The organism is Jannaschia sp. S6380 (assembly GCF_023015695.1).
GTDB lineage: Bacteria > Pseudomonadota > Alphaproteobacteria > Rhodobacterales > Rhodobacteraceae > Jannaschia.
On the sequence record NZ_JALKAS010000002.1, the window covers coordinates 364,926 to 387,500 of the forward strand.

The window sequence follows — 22,575 nt, forward strand, 5'->3', positions numbered from 1 at the left end:
AACTCTCCTGCATGTTGCGACGGGCGCGGAGTCGGAAGCTAGGCAGGCGGCCCGGCCGGGTCAATGGCGGCCCAGGCCCCGGTCACCAGATCGTGCGGCAGATCCATCAGCAGGGGCGCCTTGGTCCACAGGATCGCCGTGCGGACGGTGCGGTCGGGCCAGATGGTTTCTGCGGCGCGGCGATAGGCGCCCATCTGCGCCAGGATGCCGGACGGCGTGCGGGCCGGGTCGTCGGGGATCGCGACGTTGGACTTGAAATCGACGATCGTGACCGTGTCGCCGTCCAAAAGGACGCGGTCGATCGTGCCGACGATGGCGGGCCGGACGCCTTCGGCGGGCAGGGCGAAGGGCAGCTCGGCCAGTGTGCCGGGGGCGAAGACATGCGCGAATTCGGGCGCCAGAAGCACGGATCGCGCCTCGGCCAGCAGGGCGGGGATCTCGGCCTCGTGTATTGCATCGGCGTATCGGCGCAGGAGGTCGGGGGCCGCGCGCGCCCAGTCCGTCGGATCGAGACCCGGCAAATGTTCCAGCAAGGCGTGGATCGCGGTTCCATGGCGCCGTGCCGCCTCGCCGTCCCGGTCGCCCTCGCCCGGTAGGGTCTTGGGGCCGGGCAGGGTCGACGGGGCCAGGCGCCGGGCCGCGCGGGCCGGCGGCGGGGCCGGACGCTCATGCCAGTCGAAGGCCGGCGGCGGCGCGACGGCGCCGGGTGCGACGCGGGCTCCGGGCGACCAGTTGCCCAATTCCAGGCGCAACCCCGTGCCACAGTCGAACTCATGCGGACGTGCGCCGCAGGCCTGCATCCCGGCCTCGACCATGCCGTGCCAGCTGTCGCGCGGGTCCTCGCCGGTCGTGCCCGCCGCGCCGACGATCAACCAGTTCTCCGCCCGCGTCAGCCCAACATAGAGGAGACGGTCGCGTTCCTCCGCCTCGGCCTGCCGGGCCCGTTCGTCGGCGGCGTGAAGGGCAGGCGACCAGCCGGCCTTGGGCGCGGCCCAGACATGGGGACCGTCGGGCAGGCGGAACACGCCAGAAAGGGCGCGCGCGCGGCGCGTCATCGTCTCGGGCAGGATCACGACGGGCGCCTCCAGTCCCTTGGCGCCATGCACCGTCATCACCCGGATCGACCCCTTTCCGCCCTGGCGCTTGACCTCGACATCGGCCGAGGCCAGCCAGCCCAGGAACCCCGTCAGGCTGGGGACCTCCAGCTGTTCGTAGGCCAGCGCCTGCGCCAGCAGCGCGTCGATCGCCTCCGCCGCCTCGGCGCCCAGCCGCGCCAGCAGCCGGCGACGACCGTCATGGACCACGAGGATCCGCTGCAACAACTCGTAGGGACGTTCGAAATCGGCATGGGCCAGCAGATCGGCAAGCATCGCCTGGGTGTCAGGGTCGCTCCCCCGCATGCGCAGCGCGTCCCAAAGCCGCCCCTCGCGCTTGTGCGCCAGCGCGAACAGGCCGGCCTCGTCGGTCGCGCCCAGCGGCGAGCGCAGAACCGTCGCCAGCGACAGGTCGTCGGCCGGCGTCGCCACCCAGGTCAGCGTGGCGATCAAATCGCGGACGGCCATGTCGTCGGACAGGCGCAGCCTGTCGGCGCCGGCCAGGTCCAGCCCGCGTGCCTTGCAGGCGCGGACGATGTGATGAAACAGGTCGCGCCGCCGCTGCAACAGGATCAGGATGTCGCCGGCCTCGACCGCGCGCCGGTCGGTGCCGCGCCCGACGGGGACCCGATCCGCAATCATCCGCTCGATCGCGGTGGCGATATGGCCGGCCAGGGCGACATTCGCGTCCTTCCGGCCCCGCCGGTCGACCGGATCGTACCATCGCCGGTCCTGCACGTCCTCCTTTTCGGTCTCGAGCGCGGGCCAGAGGTCGATACGGCCCGGCATCCTGTCCTGGAACGCGATGTGGCGCGGCGGCGGGCCCAGCCCGCTGTCGTCGACGAAAACGGCGTCGACCAGATCGAGGATCACCGGGGAGGAGCGGAACGAATGCCGCAACTCCCGCTCCGCCATCGGGGCGGGGCCGGGCGCGAACAACTCCGTCAGCCGGTCGCGCATGCGGTCGAAGGCGGCGAGGTCCGCGCCCTGGAATGCATAGATCGACTGCTTCCGGTCGCCCACGACGAAGGCGGTGCGGCGGATGTCGGGCCGCGCACCCGCGCCGGCCGCGAACTCGGCCAGCAGGCTGACGATCACCTGCCATTGGTCGGGCGCGGTGTCCTGCGCCTCGTCCACCAGAATGTGGTCGATCCCGCCGTCGAGCTTGAACAGCACCCATTGCGCGAGGCTCGAGCTCGACAGCAGGTGTCGCGTCCGCGCGATCTGGTCGTCGAAATCGAGCCACCCGCGCGCCCGCTTTCGGGTCTCGACCCGTTCGACGAATTCGGGGGCGAAGGCATGCAGGACGAGGGTCTGCTCCAGCGTCTCGAAGGCACCGATCCGGGCGATGCCATCCTCGGCACGTGCAATCAACGCCTCGAACGTCTCGACCAGGGGGCCATGCGTCCCCTCCCGGACCGCCTTGGGCCAGTTGCCGGTCTTGCGGGGTGTGCCCGATGCCGTCAGGCACGCCTTGCACATCGCGGCGAAGCGATCGGCCGGATGGGCCCCGCGCCCGGGCGCCAGCGTGGCGGCGGCCTGGGCCAGCGCCTTGCCCGGTGCCCCGGCCGCATCGTCCAGGAACGCGTCGATCAGCGCCGCGGCCTCGGGCCCGGCCACGTCCGCCAGAACGGCGGCCGGATCGGCGTCGCGAATGCCCAGTGCGGCGCGCAGTTCCGCCTCGTCCGGCGGCGGGGCGCCGTCGCGCATCCGGCCGACGGCGGACAGGAACGCGGCCGGTTCGGTGTCCGACAAGCGCGCGCCCACCGCATCCACCAGGCCGCGCGTCGCGGGGTCGTCGCCCATCTTGTCGAGAACCTCGGCATGCAGGCGTGCCGTGGCGGTCTCGTCCATCTCGGCGAAGGCGGGAGTCACGCCGGCCTCCAGCGGGAAGCGCCGCAGCAGCGAGGCGCAGAAGGCGTGGATCGTCTGGATCTTCAGGCCGCCCGGCGTCTCGATCGCGCGGGCGAAAAGGGTGCGCGCATGCCGCAGCCGGTCCGAGGGGATCGTTCCGCGCCCCGCCCCCAGGCGGGTGATCTGGTCGCGGAGTTCGTCGTCGGACAGCATCGCCCAATCGCCCAGCCTGGCGAAGAGCCGATTCTGCATCTCGCCCGCCGCGGCCTTGGTGTAGGTCAGGCACAGGATCCGCTCGGGCGGCGTTCCTTCGAGCAGGAGCCATGCGACGCGGTCGGTCAGCACCCGCGTCTTGCCCGACCCGGCATTCGCCGACAGCCAGACCGAGCCCGAGGGATCGGCGGCCGCGATCTGCGCCCGGGTCGCGGCGTCGGGGGTGAAATCGGTCGTCATGACCGCGCCAGCGGAATGCGGATGGCGGGGATCGTGTCATCCCATTCCCCGAAGCGCGACAGCTGGTCGTAGTCGCTGGCATAGGCCAGAAGGTCCGGCGCGAGCCGTGCGACGAAAGGGGCCCCGTCGGCATAGTGCGCCATCAGTTCGATCAGGCCGGTGCGGGTGGCGTTGATCAGGTCTGGGCCGAAATCCTTGGGCGCCATCTCGGCGTAGCGGTTGCCGACCTGCAGATAGGCCACTTCGCGCACCTCGCGGAAGGGCAGGTCGGGGAAGGCGCCTTCCACCACCATCATCGCTTCCAGCAGAAGCTGCTTGGCATAGTGCTTCTGCTGCGCCTCCGAGGGTGGTGGGCCGGACTTGTAGTCGTAGATCGCGACCCCGTCGTCGCGCAGGTCCATCCTGTCGGCGCGGGCGGTCAGCGTGAACGGCGGTCGCGCGAAGGCAAGGCGGCCGGTCCCCTCGATTAGCAGCGGGGTGCCGCGGGCGCGCCGTGCCGCCTCCGCCACTAGGAAATCGGGGATGACGCGCCCGAACCGACCGAGCCAGAGGCGCCGCGCCCCGGGCCAGGGTGCCCCGTCCTCCAGCGCGCGCTCGAAGGCGGCGCGCAGGCGTTCGGCCGCATCGTTGGGCAGCGGGCCGGGGGTGGCGCGGGTGAACCGCTCCATGGCGTCGTGCACGGCCGATCCGCGCACCCGCCCGTCCGGTCCCTGGCGCAGCGGGGGCATCGCCCGCAGCCCGAGGATGTCGCGCGCATAGATCGCATAGGGGTCGCGGATCAGCGTCTCGACCCCGGTGACGGAAATGCGGTCCAGGGCGACACCGGCCGGGGGAACCGGTCCGGGCCGGACGGCCGCCCGGGTCGGATGGCGATCATCGGGCATGTCGAGCCGGGCGGCAGTCGCAAGCCAGGCACGGCCGCGGTCGCGCATGTCGCGCAGGGCCGCTTGGCCGCGCGGACCTATCCCGCCCAGCAGTCCTTCGATCCGGTTGAGCCAGCGCGACGGGACGGTTTCTGCTTCGGTCCCGCGCAGGGACCGGCTGAGCCAGATTTCCGGCGCTGAGACGGCCTGCTGGAAGTCATGCGCCGACAGGCCGACCCGGCGTTCGGGCAGCCGCAGCCCGCAGGCGGCGCGCATGGCCCGATTGAGCCATGGATCGGGGGCGGGCTGACCGGGCCAGACGTCGTCGTTCAGCCCGCCGAGGATCACCAGATCGGCATGCCGCGCCCGCGCCTCGATCGCGCCCCAGATCATGACGTCGGGATTGCTGGCATGGGTGTCGCGAACCTCCTCGGAAGATAGCAGCCCCTGAAGGATACGCGCGAACTCGCGCGCATCCAGCGCCGCATCGCCGCGTTCGGGTGCGTTGGCGATCAGGTCCCTCACGATCCGGTGCACGGCCCGGCCCGCGTCGCCATCCCAGAGCGGCCCCGGCACCGCCGTCCGGCCGCCTGCCAGATATTCCACGAGGTTCAGATGCCGGGTCGCATGTTCGGCCAGGGTGGCCGTCGGCGGGTCGGCGGCGAGCCGGTCCAGCAGACCGCAAAGCCATTCGGACCAGTCGTCCGGTGTCAGTGCGGTGCTCGGGTCGTCGACCCATGCCATGACCGCCTCGGCGGTCGGAAAGGGCAACGGCTCCCGGCGGAGCAACCCGACTTCGAGCGCGCGTGCGTGGGCGAGGTGGTCCGCCCGGTCGCCGCCCGAATGCGTCAGCGGATGTTCCAGAAGGATCGACAGCGCCTCCGCCTCCGGTCGCCTGCCGCGCATCTGCGCGACGTGCAGCATCAACCGGCCCGGCGCCGACTGGTTGAGCGGACGGCCGGCGGAATCGTCGGGCACGATTCCCCATCGGCCGAGCTGCGCGCCGACTTGGCGGGCAAGCGTCCGGTCGGGCGTGATGAGAGCGGACCTGACCCCGCGGTGAAGCGCGTCGCGCAGGCCGCAGGCGATTGCTGCGGCCTCGGCACCGGGCGAGGGCGCCTCCAGAAGGGTGATGGAGGCGCAGGCCTCCTCGAGGCCGTCCAGTGCGGGGCCTTCCTCGCGCCAGGCATCCGTCGCCGGGGCCGGGCGCAGCGCCAGCGAGACGAGCCGATTGCGGTCGGGCGCCACCGGCGGGGTGTCTTCCCAGCGCGGCACCTCGGCACGTGTAACACCGCGCGTGGCAAGCAGGGCGGCCAGGCGGAATTGCGGATGGTCCTGCCGCCCGGGCCCATCGCCGGCGACCAGATCCTGCCAGGCCGGTTCCGGCATGTCCGTGTCGAGACCCGGCAGCACGACCGCCCCCTGGGGAAGATCGAGGACCGCTTCGATCAGGCGGCGTGTGGGGGCCCGGGACGCCGTGGAACCGGCGACGATCACGGGATCCGCGGGCGGTGTTTGGCCCCAGTGCGTCAGGAGCGTCTGCAGGGCCAGCGCGTTTTCACCGGCCGGTGTCAGGTCGCCTGCGCCGTCCAGCCAGTCGGTCGCGATCCGCAGGAACTGTCGGCTCTGCTCCCAATGCCGGGACAGGTCGCCCACGTCGATGCAGTCGAGCCCGTCGGAGGACAGTCCCTCCTCCTCCATCTCGGCCAGCAGGTCGGCCAGGCTTCCGGCCAGGTCGAAGGCGGCCGCGACCGGCGACAGATCCGGCGCCGCGCGAAGGAGTGTCGCCACCAGCCGCGTCAACCGCAGACGCAGCGCGAGCGGGCCCACGGTCGCGCCTGGCGCGGCCCCGGGCGGCAGCAGCGAAGCAAGATCGGAGACGAGCCGGATCCGCGGCAGAAGCGTCGGTCCTCCGGCCATGAGCGCCGCCTCCACACGCCGTGCGAGACGCGTCGTGTTCACCAGAAGCGTGACGCGCGCCATCGCCTCGGGCGGATGATCCCGCAGGCGCGCGCGCAGGCCCGCGGCGAGGCTGTGGCTGAAATCGACGCCAAGGGGTTCGCCATAGAGGCCCCGCATCAGGCGTATGCGGCCAGCATCGCCTCGGCCGGGGCGATGGCGCCGGGCGCGCCGACATCGGCCCAGCGACCCGGATGCTCGACACCGAAGAGCGTGCCCGCCGCCAGCATCGGCGTCCAGATGCGCCAGAGCGAGAAAACATCTTCGGTGATGCCCCCCAGAAGGTCGGTCTTGACGATGCCGGCGCCGGTATAGGTCATCCGGCACGCCCCCCGGCTGAGCCTGCCGTCCGGGCCGAGGGTGAAATCGTCGCCCGCCTTTCCGGTGACGCGGTGTTTCGGCACCATCAGCAGAAGCCCGTCCATCCGCGCGGGATCCCACGCGGCCGTGAGCGTGTCGCAAGCGCGCGGGCCCGTCCAGGCTGCATCGGCGTTCATCGTCAGGACCGGTCCGGCCCCCAGCGCCGGAAGGGCATTGCGAAGACCGCCGCCCGTTTCCAGCAGCGTCGGCGTCTCGCGCAGGATCGCCACGTCGCGACCGTGCAGATGCGCGATCAGCCGGTCCGCGAAGTGATGCGCGTTGACCGCGACGGGCGCGCAGGTCGCGACCTGGTCCAGCGCATGATCGATCAGGGGGCGGCCGGCCACGCGGACCATCGCCTTCGGTCGATCATCCGTCAGCGGACGCATCCGCGTGCCGCGACCGGCCGCGAAGACCATCGCCGACGTCACGCCGGCCCCGCGTGATCGCGACCGTCGCGCGTGCCCGCCCGCGATGCCGTATCGGCCAACCACGCGGCATCCGGTGTCGGTAAGGCCCCGTCCAGCACGCGGCGCAGGGAGGCAAGCGCGGGATGCGCCAGTTCGCGTTGCAGCGTATCCCAGGTCGGCGGAATGAAACGCAGATAGGACGTCCGGCCGGAATGGAGGCAGAGCCGGGTGAAAACCCGGCCGATGATGCGCAGCGAGCGCTGGACCGAACAGATTGCGATCCGGGCCGCGACGCCCTCGGCCGCCGCCCCGGTGCGGTCGAGATAGGCACGGGTGGCCGCATCGACGGCTTCGGCCGAAACGTCCCGCCGCGGATCGTGGATCAGCGAGGCGAGGTCGTATTCGCCAGGTCCGCGCATCGCGTCCTGGAAGTCGAGCAGCCCGATGCGGCCGGTTCCCCGCCGTTCGGGCAGCCAGAGAAGATTCTCGGCGTGGTAGTCGCGGTGGACGAAGACCTGCGGCCCGGTCAGGTGGCGGGCGGCGATGTCGGCCATCGCGTCGCGGATCGCGTCGCGGCGGTCGCGTGCGTCGGGCGCGTACCAGTCGACAACGGTCGCCGCGAGTTCGGGCATGTCATCGATATAGGAGGGGCGGTCGGGCGGCGGCGCGTCCTGCAGCGCGGCCAGCGTTTCGGCGGCGGTGGCGTAGAGGTGTGGCTCGTCCTCGGGGAACGCGCGGGCATGACGCGCTAGCAGGTCGTCGCCCAGATCCTCCAGCAGCAGAAGGCCGGCCTCCGCGTCGGCGGCGAGGATCGCGGGGGCGGAAGCGCCGCGCGCCGTCAGCCAATCGGCCATTTCCAGAAACGGACGGACGTCCTCGCCCGTCTCGGGCGGGGCGTCCATCAGGATCGCGCGGCGGTCGCCCGTGTTGAGCCGTTCGTACCGCCGCAGCGACGCGTCGCCCGCGAGCGGGAGCCGGCAGGCCTCGGCCCAGCCGTTCGCGGCGAGGAACCCCGCGATCCGTCGTTCGCGCGCGTTCATGCGGCGGGATCCAGGGCCGCGGCGAACCGGGCGCGGATGCCGGCGGGCGCGCGGATCGACAGTAGCCGGGTCCCGTCGGGTAGCGGATCGAAGGCTAGCGTCACGGCCTGGCCGGGCGCGTCGGAGCCGAGCCGGTCGGGCCATTCCACCAGGCACAGCGCATCCTGGAACGCCTCCTCCAAGCCGAGTTCCAGGACCTCGGCCGGGTCGGTCAGGCGATAGAGATCGGCATGCCAGGTCTGGAAGGGCCCCGTGTCGTAGGTTTGAACAAGTGTGAAGGTCGGCGACGGGACATCCTCGGGCGGAAGGCCCGTCGCGGCGCGGAGGGCGCCGATCAGGGCGCGTGCAAAGGCCGTCTTTCCCGCACCCACGGGTCCCTGCAGCAGGAGCGTGTCTCCCGCCCGGACCAGCGGCGCGAGGGCCCGCGCGAAGGCGTCGGTGGCGGCAGGATCGGGCAGCCGGATCGTCGGGTCGGGGGCGGTCATGGCGCGCAGTTAGACGCCGCCGCCGGTGGGGTGCAAGGCCGCCGTCAGGCCGGCAGCATCTGTCCCGTCCGCCTGTCGTCCTGCGGCATCGGCATCCGGTCGGCGCCCGGACCCCGGAACGCGACCGCAACGCGCCCGCCCGGCAGGGGATCGATCCGCATTTCGGTGCCCGCAAGGGCCGCGCCGTTCAGGACCTCAATCCATTCCGCGCGGTCAGGGCCGGGGTTGCGCACGAAATCGCGCAGCTCGCCCCAGGCCGGGCTGGGACCGGCCAGGGTCTTCCAAAATGCGATGCAGCCCTCGAGCGTGGCCGGCAAATCCGTATCCTCGTCCCCGTCCGGCAGCCACATCCGGCGCGCGCGGCCGTTCGAGAGCATCCGCGTCCCGTCGGCCCCAAAAACGACGATCGCGTCCTCGGATCGATCGATCACGTCGCGCATCATTTCGCGAATGTCGCGCTGGTTCCGCGATGCCACGATCTCGGCCGAGACGTCCTCGAACATCAGCGTGATGGCGCCGTCGTCCTGCGGGCGGCCGGTTACGCGGTACGTGGCGCCTTCGGGCAACGTCCAGGTTTCGACATAGATGCCGGCCTGCCCGTCGCGCCGCCGGTCGGCAAGCCCGTCGCGCCAGGTCTTGTAGTCCCGCGGTTCGGGCAACTTCTGACGGTTGCGCAGGGCGTCGAAGAAGTCGGTCAGCCGCGGGCGCCGCGACAGCCACGCCCCGTCGAGGCCGGTCATGTCCATCAGCCCGGGGTTGAACAGCGTGAGATGCCCGTCGCGGTCGAAGATCGCCAGCCCGGTGGGAAGGAAGGCGAAGCTCTTGGTGAGGGTCTGGATGAAGGTTCTGAGCGACTCCTCGGCCTTGATGACGGCGTCGAGCGAGAGCGCATGCGTCTGGCGCAGCCCGTCGCGGCCCGGGGCGGCGGTGGTGACCTCGAACCAGTGTTCCGCGCCGTCGCGGTCGCGGACCTTGCGGCGTGCCTTGCCGATGGGGGTGCCTTCGCCGTCGGGGAACAGCGCATGAAGCGGCCAGCCGCGCGCGGCATCCGGCCCTGCGCAGCGCGACACGAGATCAATGTAGGCGGCGTTGGCCCAGATCACGCGGCCCTCGCCATCGGTGGCCCAACTGAGTGCGGGGCTGGTGTCGCCGGCGCGGGTCAGCATGGCCAGTTCGTCCTCCATCGTGCGGAGGCTGTGCAGGTCGATGCGCACCGAGGACTGGCTGTCCTCGGCCGTGGTGACGGTGATGCGGACGTCGTCGCCGTCGCGCAGCCCGAGGACGAGGATGCGGTCGCGCCCGAATTGCCCGGCGAGCTTGAACGGACGACCGGCGTCGCGCAGCACCGCGAATGCCGGGCCGATATCGGCGTTGACGTCCGCCAGCGCCTCGATCAGGTCGTCCCAGGCCTTGAGGTGGTCGATCGGAGACGGCAGCAGGAACGAGACATTCTCGGAGTGATCCGTCAGGTAGCCGTTGCGGAACCGGAAGACCCGCGGCTCCGACAGGATGTCGAGATCGCAGACGGGCGGTGCCTGCCGCTCCCGGGGGGCGAGCCAGAGCACCGCGAGAAGGGCGCCCAGCCCGACCGCGAGGCCGCCCACCAATGGAAAGATGACAGGTAGGATCGCGGACATGACGGCCCCCTTTGCTCGAAGCTCGGGGGACGTTCCCGCATTTTGGTTAAGGGGATGTTAACGCAGGTAGAACGCAGAAATGATCAACGTTCTATCGGCTCGTTCGCGCCGAGGCCGCCGGTCTCCTCGGCGATGATCGCGTCGCGCGGCCAGACCAGCTCGGCAATGGCGCCGGCGCGTCGGCGCGGCCGGGCGCGGCCCGATTTCGTGGCATTGGAGAAGGTCAGCGTGGCGCCCGTCCGCTCCAGCAGGGTCTTGGCGATGAAGAGACCCAGGCCCATGCCGTCATATCCCGGCCGCTGGCGGCTGCGGATGAAGGGATCGCCCAGCCGGTGCAGCATCTCGCCGGCATAGCCGGGACCGTCGTCGATGACACGCATCGCGATCTCGCGCTCGGACCAGCGGGCCTCGACCCAGACTTCGGAACGGGCGAAATCGACGGCGTTCTGCACCAGATTGCGCAGCCCGTGCACGATTTCCGGCTGACGGTGGATATGGGGCTTGCGAGCCGGGCCGCCCTCGGCCGGGGCCAGGTCGTAGGTGATGGCGATGCCGCGCCCCTCGTGCGGCTCCGCGGCCTCGCGCAGCACCGCCTCCAGCGGGGCCGTCCGGACATGCTGGTCGCGTTTGCCCGCGCGACCCATGGAGCGCAGGATGTCGCGGCACCGATCGGCCTGGGAACGGATCAGCATCGCGTCCTCGCGCAGGTCGGGGCGGTCCTTCAACTCCTCCGCGAGTTCGGAGGAGACCAGCATGATCGTCGCGAGCGGCGTTCCCAGTTCATGCGCCGCGGCGGCGACCACGCCGGCCAGATCGTGCAGCTTCTGTTCGCGGGCGAGCGCCGTCTGCGTCGCCAGGAGCGCGTTCGACATCCGCTCCGTCTCGAGCGTCAGACGGAACGCGAAGCCCGACAGGAACAGGGTGCCGATCACGATCGCGATCCAGAACCCGGTGAGTTGCAGGCTCGGAAGCTGCAGCAGCGTGCCGTCCGACAGCCGCAGCGGCACGTGATAGCCCGCCAGAAGCGAGATCAGCGCCACCGCGATGGTCGCGAGCGTCAGCGTCGAGCGGAACGACAGCGCCGTGGCCGAGATGGTGACCGGCGCCAGGAAGAGGAGGGCGAACGGATTGTGAAGGCCGCCCGTCAGGAAAAGCAGGGCCGTGAGCTGAACCAGGTCGAAGAGAAGCGCGCCGAATGCTTCCCATTCCTTCAGGCGGGCATTGGTCGGATAAATCGCCAGCGCCCCGAGATTGACGACCGCGCCCACCGCGATGACCAGCAGGCAGAGCCCGACCTGAAGCGAGAGCGACAGGGTCAGGCCGACCACGACCACGGTCACCGTCTGGCCCAGCAGCGCCAGCCAGCGCAGGTTGACCAGCGTGCCGAGCCGGACGCGGGGCCCGTAGGATTCGGGCGGCAGGAGGGTTCGCGTCGGTTGCGTGGGCAAGGCTCTGGCCTGGGGCTGGATTTGACTGGTGCAGGGTGGCGACTTATCTGCGCAGGGACAAGGATGCTCGGGAGACGCAAGAATGGGCGAGACCATCCAGGAGATCGGGCCCGATCCATCGTTGCTCCTTGTGGATGACGACGAGCCGTTCCTGCGCCGGCTGGAGCGCGCCATGGCCAAGCGCGGCTTCGCCGTGGAGGCGGTGCAATCCGTGGCCGAAGGCATCGCCCGCACCATGGCCCGCCCGCCGGCCTATGCCGTCATCGACCTGCGCCTTGAGGACGGGAACGGATTGGATGTCGTCGAACACCTGCAGGAGAAGCGCCCGGATGCGCGGATCGTGGTCCTGACCGGATACGGGGCCATCGCCACGGCGGTGGCGGCCGTGAAGATCGGGGCCACGGATTATCTGTCGAAGCCGGCGGATGCGAATGACATCACGAACGCCCTGCTCTGCCGCGAGGAGACGATGCCGCCGCCGCCGGAGAACCCGATGTCTGCCGACCGCGTTCGCTGGGAGCATATCCAGAGGGTGTTCGAGCTGTGCGATCGGAACGTGTCGGAGACGGCCCGGCGGTTGAACATGCACCGCCGGACCTTGCAGCGCATTCTGGCGAAGCGTTCGCCCCGGTGATCCTCCGGATCGGGACTTTGTTGCTGGTAGCGGCCTGTCAGCCGGTCGCCCCGGACGGGCCTGGTGCGGGCCGCTACACACTTGTGCCGGCGCCCGGTGGGTTGAACGTCGAAGGATCGGGCGGGCGCGAGATCGGGTTCGGCCGCGACAGGCCGGGCGTGCTGCAGACCGTCGAGCGGGTCGAGCGGCAGGCGCCGCGCGCGGCCGTCTGCGGCCCCGGACGGGACGCCGTCTTGCTGCGCGACGGAACGCGCCTGATTTTCGAAGACGGAACCTTCGTCGGCTGGGACGTGCCCGCAGGGGCCGCCGGGCGCGGCTGCACCTGAGGTCAGGCCATCAGCCGTACGGCCCAGACCCCGCTCGCCGCCGAGGCCGCCGTGAGCAGGGTGCCCCAGGTCGTGTCGACCGCCACCATGGTCCAATCCCAGCCACGCAGTGTGGACATGTTTGTGAATTCGTAGGTGCCGTAGGCGAGCGCGCCGAGGATCGCCCCGTTCAGCAGCGCCTGCGCGACCGATCCGTCGCGAAGCGCCGGCATCGAGACCAGCCAGACCATCCCGGCGATGTAGAAGGCGTAGAAAACAAGCGCCGGGGTCATATTGATCGGGCTTTGCAGCAGATCGCCGACGTGACGTTCGAACAGCGGCTTCATGATGAAGTTCAGGCCGATCACGTCGATGACCGCGAATACCGTCGCGGAGGTCAGGTAGAGCAGGAAGAACTGCATGCGAGGGTCCTTTGGCAGGGGCGGGCCCGAGGTCTCATAGGCGATATGTCATTACCAGTTCGTTCGCGTCCGGTCGCATTTCCGCGAGCACGGGCTTGCATCGCTGCCGCTCGAACCCGCGCGAGCGGTAGTAGATGGCGGCGGTTTCGTTCGTCGACGGCAGAATTGCCGTGATGTGGCGGTACCCGCGTCCCCGGGCGGCCCTGCGCGTCGCATCGAAAAGGGCGGAACCGGCCGCCAGGTCGCGCGGGCCCGGGGTCACGAAGGTCGCGATCTCGCAGGTGGACGTGGGCAGGTACGGATGCGGACCGATCCATTGAAGGCCCAGCAGATCGTCGGTTTCGACGAGATGCCAAACATCGCCGCGGGTCAGCCAGTCGCGGATCGCGTCCGGGTCGATGGCCTCCGCGGGCCGCGCGACGCGGTCGAGCAACCGGGCGATGGCGGCGGCGTCGAAAGATCGGGCCGGGCGGACAGCCAGAGAGGGCGCGTAGCGCCTATGCATCGCAAGCGGCGAGGAGGGCGGCATGCCGGTCGAGGAAGGCGGCGCGCACTTCGGCCGGAGGGCGCAGGGTCAGCGACAGGCCTTCGATCAGTCCGGCGTCGGGCTTGCCGAAGAACCGGTCCGCCTCGGCCCGGGCGAACCCGGCAAGGTGTACCGCCTCGAGCCAGGCGGAGAGCTTGTCGGCCTTCTTGATGCGACGCTTGAGGCGATCGGGCGTGCGCGCGGGCAGGCCGAAGCGAAGGTTGATCGCCGTCTGGAGCCGGTCGTCCAGCGCCTCGTAGGCCGGTCCCACGGCGGCTTTCACCGGAGAGATCATGTCGCCGATCACGTATTCCGGCGCGTCGTGCAGAAGGGCCGAGAGCCGGTCCCTGGGCTCGGCGGACGGATCGATACGGGCGAAGAGGCGTTCGACCAAAAGCGAGTGTTCGGCCACGGAATAGGGCCAGTCACCCTGGGTCTGGCCGTTCCAGCGGGCCACGAAGGCCAACCCGTGGGCGATGTCGCGCACCTCGATATCCACAGGCGTGGGATCGAGCAGGTCGAGCCTGCGCCCCGAGAGCATCCTTTGCCATGCGCGTGCCTGTCTCATGCGGACCGTCCTAGCGGGGCGGGGCGGCGATGCAAGCGGGCCGCGTCGCCGGCGCGCATTGTGCGGGCGGTGACGGCCTGCTAGGGCCGCGCGCGACACCGACCGTATGAGACGCGCAGGAGAGACCCGGATGGAAGACTACGTCGTCAAGGATATCGCGCTTGCGGCCTATGGGCGCAAGGAACTCGACATCGCCGAAACGGAGATGCCGGGGCTGATGGCGCTGCGGGAGGAATATGGCGGGGACAAGCCGCTGAAGGGTGCGCGGATCGTGGGATCGCTGCACATGACGATCCAGACCGCCGTGTTGATCGAGACGCTGAACGCACTGGGCGCGGATGTTCGCTGGGCATCGTGCAACATCTTCTCGACGCAGGATCATGCCGCCGCCGCCATTGCCGAGGGCGGCACGCCGGTCTTCGCGGTCAAGGGCCAGACGCTGGAGGAGCATTGGGACTACCTCGACCGGTCCTTCCAGTTCCCGGACGGCGCGAACATGATCCTGGACGATGGCGGCGATGCGACGCTGTACGTCCTGCTGGGCGCGCGGGCCGAGGCGGGCGAGGATCTGGGCGTGGCGACCAGCGAGGAGGAAGAGGTCATCCATGCGCAGATCAAGAAGCGCATGGAGGCGAGCCCCGGCTGGTTCACCCGCACCCGCGACGCGATCAAGGGCGTCAGCGAGGAGACGACGACCGGCGTGCATCGCCTCTACGACCTGCACAAGAAGGGCCTGTTGCCGTTTCCCGCGATCAACGTGAACGACTCGGTCACCAAGTCGAAGTTCGACAACAAGTACGGCTGCAAGGAGTCGCTGGTCGACGGCATCCGGCGTGCGACCGACACGATGATGGCCGGCAAGGTCGCCGTGGTCATGGGGTACGGCGACGTGGGCAAGGGCTCGGCGGCCAGCCTGCGCGGCGCGGGCGCGCGCGTGAAGGTGACCGAGGTCGACCCGATCTGCGCGCTGCAGGCGGCAATGGACGGGTTCGAGGTCGTCCTGCTGGAGGATGTCGTCGGATCGGCCGACATCTTCATCACCACCACCGGCAACAAGGACGTCATCCGCATCGAGCACATGCGCGAGATGAAGGACATGGCGATCGTCGGCAATATCGGCCACTTCGACAACGAGATTCAGGTCGCCAGCCTGAAGAACCACAAGTGGACGAACATCAAGGAACAGGTGGACATGATCGAGATGCCTTCGGGCAACCGGATCATCCTGCTGTCCGAGGGGCGTCTGCTGAACCTGGGAAACGCGACGGGGCATCCGTCCTTCGTGATGTCGGCAAGCTTCACCAACCAGGTGCTGGCGCAGATCGAACTTTGGACCAAGGGCGAGGACTACAAGCCAGGCGTCTACATCCTGCCCAAGCATCTCGACGAGAAGGTCGCGCGGCTGCATCTGGACCGGATCGGCGTGAAGCTGACCCGGATGGACCCGCAGCAGGCAGCCTATATCGGCGTGTCGCCGGACGGACCGTTCAAGCCGGAACACTACCGCTACTAGAAGCCTTCCATCGGCGGAATATGGCCGCGCGCACCGGGTTTGGGGCGCGCGGCCTTTTCGTGCCGGCGCATCGGTGCCCTTTCGGCGGAGCGCCGCGCCACCGCGTCGCCGGTGCGCTTCCTCCGCCATCGCGCACGCGCCGGCGCTAGCGTCGGTGGGCCGGCCACCGCACGCGTGGCCCATCGATGGAGGACAAGATGCGAATGCAGGAACTGATCGGCGGCGGCCTTGTGGTCGCAGCCTTCTCGGCGCTGCCGGTTGCGGCGCAGGACCAGCCGGAGGGCGGATACGGTGCCTTTGCCGATACCGCCGTGTCCGAATTGGTCGGACAGAACGTCTTGAGTGCCGTCGGCGACAATGTCGGCGAGGTCGAGGCGCTGGTCTCCGCGGACGGGGCGGTGTTGGCCGTCCTGGGCGTGGGCGGCTTTCTGGGGTTCGGCGAGCATGACGTCGCCGTCCCGCTGACCGAGCTGAGCCCCGCGGAGGGCGCTCTTCTGCTGGAAGGGCTGGACCGCGAGACGCTGGAAGCGATGCCCGAATACGGAGGCGAAGGCGAACCGCTTGCGATGAACACGACCGTCGCGGGTGCCCCCATCGCCGAGGAGCCGGCGCTGCCGGATGCCACGGTAATCGAGACGCCGACGGAATAGCGAAGGGAAACGAAGGAGCGGGCCGGAACCGGCCCGTTCCACGTCGGGCCGGTCGTCGGGCCGGAGTCCGAAACGCGAATACCGGCGTTCGGGTTCCGGTTGGCCGGCCGGCGCGAATTCTTGGAACTTCGGCCCGGTGACGCGGTTGTGAGGGCACTGCAAACAAAACACCAGGAGTGTTCCATGACCACCCACAAGCTGCTTCTCAGCAGCGTGGCAGCCGCCGCGCTCATTTCCACTGGCGCCTTCGCGCAAACCGCCGTCGTGCCCGAGGAAGATGCCGAAGTCGAAGCCGTGATTCTGGACGCCGATGGCAACCCCGTCGAGGGCGGTGCCTCCGCCAACGCGCTGGGCGGCCAGATCGTCGTCGAGCAGGGTGACGCCGAAGTCGAGGTGACCGTCGACGACCCGGTCGTGACCGTTGATCAGGCGCGCCCCGAAGTGCTCGTCGAACAGGCGCAGCCGGAGATCACCGTGACCGTGGCCGAGCCGACCGTGACGGTCGAGCAGCAGGCCCCGATCATCACGATCGAACAGGCGCAGCCCGAGGTCACCGTACGGATCCCCGAGCCCACGATCACCGTGCGCATGCCGGAACCCGACGTGAACGTCGCCACCTCGGAGCCGGAGATCGCCGTCGAGCAGCCGCAGCCGATCGTGCGTTTCGTGCGTCCCGAGCCGCGGATCACCATCGAGGAGTCCGAGCCGAACGTGCAGGTCACCTCGGCTGAGCCCGAAATCCGCGTGAACCGCGCCGAGAACGCCGCGATCGCCGTCGAGCAGGCCGATGCCGACGTCAATATCGAGACCGAGGGCGACGGCGAAGTGATGCTGTCGGATGCGGAGCCCGTCGTGAATGTCGAGCAGGCCGAAGGCGCCGACATCCAGGTCGAGCAGGCCGATGCCGAAATCCTGATCGAGGAGGAAGGCGACGCCAACGTGAACGTGGCTGACCGTGGCGAACTCGTCGCCGGGGGCCTCTACGCCGCATTCGCCGATGCGCGCGTCTCGGACCTGGTCGGCATGAACGTGCTGAGCGAGACCGGTGACGACGTCGGTGAGATCGACAGCCTCGTGATGGCCAATGGCGGTCTTCTGGCGGTTGTCGGTGTCGGTGGTTTCCTGGGTCTGGGCGAGCATGAAGTCGCCATCCCGCTGGACCGCTTCGCAATGACGGACGGTGCGCTAATCGTGGACGCGTCCACTGAGGCGGAGCTGGAAGGCATGCCGGAATGGGACCAGTCCGGTGAGGTCGTCCCGCTCGACATGACGGTCGGCGACGCATACTGATCGCGCCGATCCGGTGATAGTTAGGGCCCCCGTTCTGCGGGGGCCCTTTTTCGTGCCGATTGCGCCGATGGGGGCCTGCCGTCCGGGCCTGGCCCGACCGCGATGACACGCTCGCGCCGCGCCTTGGCTGCCGGCGCCAAGTTTTGCTTTATTTTCGCAGCCGACGCGGTGATCATCCGCCGCGGGGGGCGCGCAGACGTCCATCCTGGAGCGACAAGAGGGAGACGACAATGAGCAAGCGCGACGAGCTTATCGGGAAGTACGCCGACGAGATCCGCAGCAAGATCGGGCAGGAGCCCGACATGGACCTGCTGCGCAAGGTGACCATTGGATGCGGGCCTTCGATCTACAACCGCGACAGCGCGACCGTTGCCACGAGCCAGCCCAAGGAAATGGAGACGGTCAAGAATAACTTCCTGATCCGGAAGCTTGGCTTGTCGGACGGTCCCAAGCTGGACGACGCCATCGACAAGGCGGCGGAAACCTATGGCAAATCGAACGCCACCAAGTATCGCGCGGTGTTCTACTATCTCCTCGTCAAGCATTTCGGGAAAGAGAACGTTTACGCCTGAGGGCCATGTCCTGCGGCCGGGGTGGGGGCGTCCTTGGGGCGCCCCTTTTGCCGTTCGGCGAAGGGTTGCAGATCGGCAACAGGGTGCCCATCTGCATTCCGTCGGCCCGCGAGGGCGCCGTGCCTCTGACGGGCGGCGCGAATGCCGGGCGCTGCAACCGAGGAGACGGGCGATGAACCTGGAGAAATTTACCGAACGAGCGCGTGGCTTCCTGCAGGCCGCGCAGACGATCGCCACGCGCGAGGAGCATCAGCAGTTGATGCCCGAACATCTGCTCAAGGCGATCATGGATGACGATCAGGGTATGGCCGCGAACCTGATTGCCGCCGCCGGGGGATCCCCGGAGAGAGTCCGAGAGGCTGTTGAACTGGCCGTGTCGCGCCTGCCGAAGGTATCGGGCGACGCGGGGCAGGTCTATCTCTCGCGAGAACTGACGCGGGTTCTGGACGAAGCGGAGAAGGTTGCCAAGAAAGCGGGTGACAGCTTCGTGCCGGTCGAACGCGTGCTGATGGCGCTGGCGATGGTGAAGTCGCGGGCCAAGGACGCACTGGATGCGGGTGCGGTGAACGCGCAATCGCTGAATGCGGCGATCAACGACGTCCGCAAGGGGCGGACCGCCGACAGCGCGAGCGCGGAAGACGGCTATGATGCCCTGAACAAGTATGCCCGCGATCTGACCGAAGCGGCGCGTGAAGGCCGCATCGACCCGATCATCGGACGCGATGAGGAGATCCGGCGTGCGATGCAGGTCCTGTCGCGTCGGACCAAGAACAACCCGGTTCTGATCGGCGATCCGGGCGTCGGCAAGACCGCGATCGCCGAGGGCCTGGCCCTGCGCATCGTCGACGGCGATGTCCCGGAGAGCCTTCGGGACAAGCGGCTGATGTCCCTGGACATGGGCGCCTTGATTGCCGGCGCGAAGTATCGTGGCGAGTTCGAAGAGCGGTTGAAGGCGGTGCTGAACGAGGTGACCGCCGCGGCGGGCGAGGTGATCCTGTTCATCGACGAGATGCACACGCTGGTGGGCGCGGGCAAGTCGGACGGCGCGATGGATGCGGCGAACCTGATCAAGCCCGCACTGGCGCGGGGCGAGCTGCACTGCATCGGCGCAACGACGCTGGACGAGTACCGCAAGTATGTCGAGAAGGATGCGGCGCTGGCACGTCGGTTCCAGCCGTTGATGATCGAGGAGCCGACCGTAGAGGATACGGTCAGCATCCTGCGGGGCATCAAGGAGAAGTACGAACTGCACCACGGGGTGCGGATATCGGACTCGGCATTGGTGACTGCGGCGACCCTGTCGAACCGCTACATCACGGATCGGTTCCTGCCCGACAAGGCGATCGACCTGATCGACGAGGCGGCGAGCCGGTTGCGTATGGAGGTGGACTCGAAGCCCGAGGAACTGGACGCGTTGGACCGCGACATCCTGCAGAAGCAGATCGAGGTCGAGGCGCTGCGCAAGGAAGAGGACTCGGCCTCGCGCGACCGCCGGGAGAAGCTGGAGCGCGAACTCGCCGAACTGCAGGAGAGATCGTCGGAGATGACCGCTGCCTGGCAGGCCGAGCGCGACAAGCTGGAATCCGCGCGCGATCTCAAGGAACGGTTGGACCACGCCCGGGTGGAGTTGGACCAGGCCAAGCGCGAGGGCGACTTCGGCCGTGCAGGTGAACTGCAATACGGACGCATCCCAGATCTGGAGCGTCAGCTGGCCGAGGCCGAGAGCCGCGAAGGCGACATGATGGTCGAGGAGGCCGTACGCCCCGAGCAGATCGCAAGCGTGGTCGAGCGTTGGACCGGCATTCCCACGTCCCGCATGCTGGAAGGCGAGCGCGAGAAGCTGCTGCGCATGGAGGAGGCGTTGGGCCGCCGCGTGATCGGGCAGCGTACCGCCGTGACGGCGGTCGCGAACGCGGTCCGCCGCGCGCGGGCCGGTCTGAACGACGAGGCACGGCCGCTGGGGTCGTTCCTGTTCCTCGGGCCGACGGGCGTCGGCAAGACCGAGCTGACCAAGGCGCTGGCCGAGTTCCTGTTCGACGATGACGGCGCGATGGTCCGCATCGACATGAGCGAATTCATGGAGAAGCACTCGGTCGCCCGCCTGATCGGCGCGCCCCCGGGCTATGTCGGCTATGACGAGGGCGGGGTGCTGACAGAAGCGGTGCGGCGCCGGCCTTATCAGGTCGTGTTGTTCGACGAGGTCGAGAAGGCGCATCCGGACGTGTTCAACGTGCTGCTGCAGGTGCTGGACGACGGCGTCCTGACCGACGGGCAGGGCCGGACCGTCGACTTCAAGCAGACGCTGATCATCCTGACGTCCAACCTGGGCGCGCAGGCCCTGAGCCAGTTGCCGGACGGCGCCGATGCCGGGCAGGCGAAGCGCGATGTCATGGATGCCGTGCGGGCGCATTTCCGGCCCGAGTTCCTGAACCGGCTGGACGAGACCATCATCTTCGATCGGCTGGGCCGGGCGGACATGGACGGGATCGTGGATATCCAGATCGCGCGTCTGACCAAGCGCCTGGCGGGGCGAAACATCGCCCTGCAGCTGGACGAGGGCGCGAAGGCCTGGCTGGCCGACGAGGGGTACGACCCGGTCTTCGGCGCGCGACCCCTGAAGCGCGCGATCCAGCGGACGCTGCAGAACCCGCTGGCCGAGATGCTGCTGGCCGGTGATATCGGTGACGACAGCGTGGTGCCGGTCCGCGCCGGAGACAGCGGGTTGATCATCGGCGATCGTGTCGCCGTGTCCGAGCGCCAGCCGCCCGAGGATGCGGTCGTACACTGACGAAACGATCGGGGCGGCCGGAAGGGCCGCCCCTTCATGTCCGATGGCGGACGCGTGATCGGTCCGGCGTTTCGGAACAATCGTCGCGCGAAAAACCTTACATTGTCGTGAGGCAGAGCGATTTTCCTTCGCGTGCGGTCTAGGTAGCATACATACGATCCAGGCGACCGAGGATGAGGACGACCCATGATCAAGCCGCAGCTGACCCGAGCCGACGTGACGCCCGAAGGATACTGGTGGAGCCGCCGGCGTCTGATCGCGGCGATGGGGGCGGGGTCGATCGCGGCGGGGTTCGGGCCTGGCCTGCGCGCGCAGGAAGAGCTGGAGCCCAACACCTGGGAGCAGATCACGAACTACAACAACTTCTACGAGTTCGGAACGGGCAAGGGCGATCCGGCCGAGAACGCGCAGGACATGCGGACCGACCCGTGGCGCGTCACGGTGGACGGCTTGGTCGAGAATCCGGGCGAGTATGATCTGGCCGAGCTGATCGGCGACATTCCGACGGAAGAACGGATCTATCGGTTCCGCTGTGTCGAGGCCTGGTCGATGGTCATTCCGTGGAACGGCTTCGAGCTGAACAGGCTGTTGGCGAAGATTGGCGTTCGGCCCGAGGCAGGGTATGTCCGCTTCGAGACGGCCGTCCTGCCCGACGTGATGGAAGGCGTGCGCTATCCGATCCTGGATTGGCCCTATGTGGAGGGGCTGCGGATGGACGAGGCGATGCATCCGCTGACGATCATGGCCACGGGCATCTACGGGCGGCCGATCCCGAACCAGAACGGTGCGCCGATGCGCCTGGTCGTGCCTTGGAAATACGGCTTCAAGGGCATCAAGTCGATCGTGCGGATCAGCCTGACCGAGGAGCAGCCGCTGAACACCTGGCAACAGTCGAACCCGAACGAGTACGGCTTTTACGCGAACGTGAACCCCGAGGTGGATCACCCGCGCTGGTCCCAGGCAAGTGAGCGCGTGATCGGCGCTGGCCTGTTCGGCGGCCGGATCGATACGTTGCCGTTTAACGGATATGCCGATCAGGTCGCGTCGCTCTACGAGGGCATGGACCTTCGTGAGAACTTCTGAGCGCTTGTCGACCTTCGCCGCATATGGCCAGGCGATTTCCGGGGCCGCGCGCAAGGTGCCCACTTGGCCGGTCTATATGGCGGGGGTCGCCTTGGGGGCCTGGGAGATCTGGGTCGGACTGAACGCCATCGACCCGGTCGAGGCGCTGGAACTGGCGCTGGGAATGTTGTCGCTGCAGTTCCTGCTGGCATCGCTGACGATAACGCCGCTGATGCGTTTCGCGCGCATCAACCTGGTGAAGTTCCGCAAGCCGCTGGGTCTGCTGGCCTTTGGGTTTCTCACGCTTCACTTCCTGGTCTGGCTCGCGCTCGACCTTCAGCTTCGATGGGGGCTGATCGGCGCCGAGATCGTCAAGCGACCGTACCTGACCGTGGGGTTCGCGGCCTTCATCCTGCTGATACCGCTGGCCGCAACGTCCTGGCAGGGGGCGGTCCGGCGGCTGGGCGCGCAGGCCTGGGGGCGCCTGCACCGACTGGTCTATGTGTCGGTGATCCTCGGCGGCGTGCATTTCGTCATGCAGGAAAAGGTCTGGACGACGGAATCGCTTCTCTACCTCGGGGCTGCGATTCTGCTGGTCGGGATGCGACTCGCCTGGATTCGTCGTTGGTAGGTCGTCGGCCG

19 protein-coding genes are annotated in these 22,575 nt (G+C 68.9%); 9 read left to right on the top strand and 10 right to left on the bottom strand.

Features of this window, described 5'->3' with window-relative positions:
* Nucleotides 1-38 precede the first annotated feature (38 nt).
* The 7 genes from addA to MWU52_RS14880 all read right to left on the bottom strand — a co-directional run bounded on the left by addA (nucleotide 39) and on the right by MWU52_RS14880 (nucleotide 11,603).
* Entirely contained in the window at nucleotides 39-3,401 is a 3,363-nt protein-coding gene (gene addA / locus MWU52_RS14850; RefSeq protein ID WP_246953616.1) for a double-strand break repair helicase AddA, read from the bottom strand.
* Nucleotides 3,398-6,343 carry a double-strand break repair protein AddB gene (gene addB / locus MWU52_RS14855; RefSeq protein ID WP_246953618.1) on the bottom strand — a complete coding sequence of 982 codons (2,946 nt, stop codon included), beginning with the start codon at nucleotides 6,341-6,343 and terminating at the stop codon, nucleotides 3,398-3,400. Before addB ends, addA begins: the two co-directional genes overlap by 4 nt.
* The gene (locus MWU52_RS14860; RefSeq protein ID WP_348645524.1) at nucleotides 6,343-7,014 is read right to left on the bottom strand and encodes a nucleotidyltransferase family protein; all 672 of its coding nucleotides are present in this window, start codon (nucleotides 7,012-7,014) and stop codon (nucleotides 6,343-6,345) included. The genes addB and MWU52_RS14860 overlap by 1 nt, the downstream gene beginning before the upstream one ends.
* Complete coding sequence (locus MWU52_RS14865; protein WP_246953620.1) at nucleotides 7,011-8,033, bottom strand: phosphotransferase; 1,023 nt, start codon at nucleotides 8,031-8,033, stop codon at nucleotides 7,011-7,013. Before MWU52_RS14865 ends, MWU52_RS14860 begins: the two co-directional genes overlap by 4 nt.
* Nucleotides 8,030-8,518, bottom strand: coding sequence for a tRNA (adenosine(37)-N6)-threonylcarbamoyltransferase complex ATPase subunit type 1 TsaE (tsaE, locus tag MWU52_RS14870; protein WP_246953622.1), 489 nt, complete (start codon nucleotides 8,516-8,518; stop codon nucleotides 8,030-8,032). The genes MWU52_RS14865 and tsaE overlap by 4 nt, the downstream gene beginning before the upstream one ends.
* 44 nt (nucleotides 8,519-8,562) lie before the next feature.
* Nucleotides 8,563-10,155, bottom strand: coding sequence for a PAS-domain containing protein (locus tag MWU52_RS14875; protein ID WP_246953624.1), 1,593 nt, complete (start codon nucleotides 10,153-10,155; stop codon nucleotides 8,563-8,565).
* Nucleotides 10,156-10,238: 83 nt separating this feature from the next.
* Nucleotides 10,239-11,603, bottom strand: coding sequence for a sensor histidine kinase RegB (locus MWU52_RS14880; protein WP_246953626.1), 1,365 nt, complete (start codon nucleotides 11,601-11,603; stop codon nucleotides 10,239-10,241).
* Between the two features lie 82 nt (nucleotides 11,604-11,685).
* On the opposite strand from MWU52_RS14880, the gene MWU52_RS14885 reads away from it, so the two are divergent.
* Together MWU52_RS14885 and MWU52_RS14890 are read left to right on the top strand one after the other, a co-directional pair.
* A complete protein-coding gene (locus MWU52_RS14885; RefSeq protein ID WP_246953628.1) occupies nucleotides 11,686-12,237 on the top strand; it encodes an ActR/PrrA/RegA family redox response regulator transcription factor in 552 nt (183 codons plus the stop codon).
* Nucleotides 12,234-12,563, top strand: coding sequence for a hypothetical protein (locus tag MWU52_RS14890; RefSeq protein WP_246953631.1), 330 nt, complete (start codon nucleotides 12,234-12,236; stop codon nucleotides 12,561-12,563). Before MWU52_RS14885 ends, MWU52_RS14890 begins: the two co-directional genes overlap by 4 nt.
* Nucleotides 12,564-12,565: 2 nt before the next feature.
* On the opposite strand, the gene MWU52_RS14895 is transcribed toward MWU52_RS14890, so the two are convergent.
* The 3 genes from MWU52_RS14895 to MWU52_RS14905 are packed head-to-tail and all read right to left on the bottom strand — an operon-like array spanning nucleotide 12,566 to nucleotide 14,058.
* Nucleotides 12,566-12,964 (bottom strand): DUF2177 family protein, encoded by a 399-nt coding sequence (locus tag MWU52_RS14895; protein WP_246953633.1) that lies wholly within the window; start codon nucleotides 12,962-12,964, stop codon nucleotides 12,566-12,568.
* 34 nt (nucleotides 12,965-12,998) lie between these two features.
* The gene (locus MWU52_RS14900) at nucleotides 12,999-13,469 is read right to left on the bottom strand and encodes a GNAT family N-acetyltransferase (RefSeq protein ID WP_246953635.1); all 471 of its coding nucleotides are present in this window, start codon (nucleotides 13,467-13,469) and stop codon (nucleotides 12,999-13,001) included.
* Nucleotides 13,462-14,058, bottom strand: coding sequence for an HD domain-containing protein (locus MWU52_RS14905; RefSeq protein WP_246953637.1), 597 nt, complete (start codon nucleotides 14,056-14,058; stop codon nucleotides 13,462-13,464). The genes MWU52_RS14900 and MWU52_RS14905 overlap by 8 nt, the downstream gene beginning before the upstream one ends.
* A gap of 130 nt (nucleotides 14,059-14,188) precedes the next feature.
* Between MWU52_RS14905 and ahcY the strand changes: the two genes are divergently transcribed.
* The 7 genes from ahcY to MWU52_RS14940 all read left to right on the top strand — a co-directional run bounded on the left by ahcY (nucleotide 14,189) and on the right by MWU52_RS14940 (nucleotide 22,564).
* Nucleotides 14,189-15,571 carry an adenosylhomocysteinase gene (gene ahcY / locus MWU52_RS14910; protein WP_246953639.1) on the top strand — a complete coding sequence of 461 codons (1,383 nt, stop codon included), beginning with the start codon at nucleotides 14,189-14,191 and terminating at the stop codon, nucleotides 15,569-15,571.
* A 203-nt stretch (nucleotides 15,572-15,774) separates the two neighbouring features.
* On the top strand, nucleotides 15,775-16,221 hold the full coding sequence (locus tag MWU52_RS14915; protein ID WP_246953641.1) for a PRC-barrel domain-containing protein: 447 nt from the start codon (nucleotides 15,775-15,777) through the stop codon (nucleotides 16,219-16,221).
* Nucleotides 16,222-16,404: 183 nt separating this feature from the next.
* Complete coding sequence (locus MWU52_RS14920; protein ID WP_246953643.1) at nucleotides 16,405-17,511, top strand: PRC-barrel domain-containing protein; 1,107 nt, start codon at nucleotides 16,405-16,407, stop codon at nucleotides 17,509-17,511.
* Nucleotides 17,512-17,741: 230 nt separating this feature from the next.
* Nucleotides 17,742-18,083, top strand: coding sequence for a DUF2853 family protein (locus tag MWU52_RS14925; RefSeq protein WP_246953644.1), 342 nt, complete (start codon nucleotides 17,742-17,744; stop codon nucleotides 18,081-18,083).
* Between the two features lie 172 nt (nucleotides 18,084-18,255).
* Entirely contained in the window at nucleotides 18,256-20,871 is a 2,616-nt protein-coding gene (gene clpB, locus MWU52_RS14930) for an ATP-dependent chaperone ClpB (RefSeq protein ID WP_246953647.1), read from the top strand.
* 186 nt (nucleotides 20,872-21,057) lie between these two features.
* Nucleotides 21,058-21,954, top strand: a complete 897-nt coding sequence (gene msrP, locus MWU52_RS14935; RefSeq protein ID WP_246953649.1) for a protein-methionine-sulfoxide reductase catalytic subunit MsrP — start codon at nucleotides 21,058-21,060, stop codon at nucleotides 21,952-21,954.
* Nucleotides 21,955-21,958: 4 nt separating this feature from the next.
* Nucleotides 21,959-22,564: a protein-methionine-sulfoxide reductase heme-binding subunit MsrQ gene (locus MWU52_RS14940; protein WP_246953651.1), complete on the top strand. Its 606-nt coding sequence runs from the start codon at nucleotides 21,959-21,961 to the stop codon at nucleotides 22,562-22,564.
* Nucleotides 22,565-22,575: the final 11 nt, after the last annotated feature.

Bases quoted from the DNA above. Each gene is read 5' to 3' on its own strand.
- ahcY (WP_246953639.1), top strand. From the start codon at position 14,189: ATGGAAGACTACGTCGTCAAGGATATCGCGCTTGCGGCCTATGGGCGC.
- addA (WP_246953616.1), bottom strand. From the start codon at position 3,401: ATGACGACCGATTTCACCCCCGACGCCGCGACCCGGGCGCAGATCGCG.
- clpB (WP_246953647.1), top strand. From the start codon at position 18,256: ATGAACCTGGAGAAATTTACCGAACGAGCGCGTGGCTTCCTGCAGGCC.
- msrP (WP_246953649.1), top strand. From the start codon at position 21,058: ATGATCAAGCCGCAGCTGACCCGAGCCGACGTGACGCCCGAAGGATAC.
- MWU52_RS14865 (WP_246953620.1), bottom strand. From the start codon at position 8,033: ATGAACGCGCGCGAACGACGGATCGCGGGGTTCCTCGCCGCGAACGGC.
- MWU52_RS14885 (WP_246953628.1), top strand. From the start codon at position 11,686: ATGGGCGAGACCATCCAGGAGATCGGGCCCGATCCATCGTTGCTCCTT.
- MWU52_RS14900 (WP_246953635.1), bottom strand. From the start codon at position 13,469: ATGCATAGGCGCTACGCGCCCTCTCTGGCTGTCCGCCCGGCCCGATCT.
- MWU52_RS14925 (WP_246953644.1), top strand. From the start codon at position 17,742: ATGAGCAAGCGCGACGAGCTTATCGGGAAGTACGCCGACGAGATCCGC.
- MWU52_RS14915 (WP_246953641.1), top strand. From the start codon at position 15,775: ATGCAGGAACTGATCGGCGGCGGCCTTGTGGTCGCAGCCTTCTCGGCG.
- MWU52_RS14895 (WP_246953633.1), bottom strand. From the start codon at position 12,964: ATGCAGTTCTTCCTGCTCTACCTGACCTCCGCGACGGTATTCGCGGTC.
- MWU52_RS14920 (WP_246953643.1), top strand. From the start codon at position 16,405: ATGACCACCCACAAGCTGCTTCTCAGCAGCGTGGCAGCCGCCGCGCTC.
- MWU52_RS14905 (WP_246953637.1), bottom strand. From the start codon at position 14,058: ATGAGACAGGCACGCGCATGGCAAAGGATGCTCTCGGGGCGCAGGCTC.
- addB (WP_246953618.1), bottom strand. From the start codon at position 6,343: ATGCGGGGCCTCTATGGCGAACCCCTTGGCGTCGATTTCAGCCACAGC.
- tsaE (WP_246953622.1), bottom strand. From the start codon at position 8,518: ATGACCGCCCCCGACCCGACGATCCGGCTGCCCGATCCTGCCGCCACC.
- MWU52_RS14875 (WP_246953624.1), bottom strand. From the start codon at position 10,155: ATGTCCGCGATCCTACCTGTCATCTTTCCATTGGTGGGCGGCCTCGCG.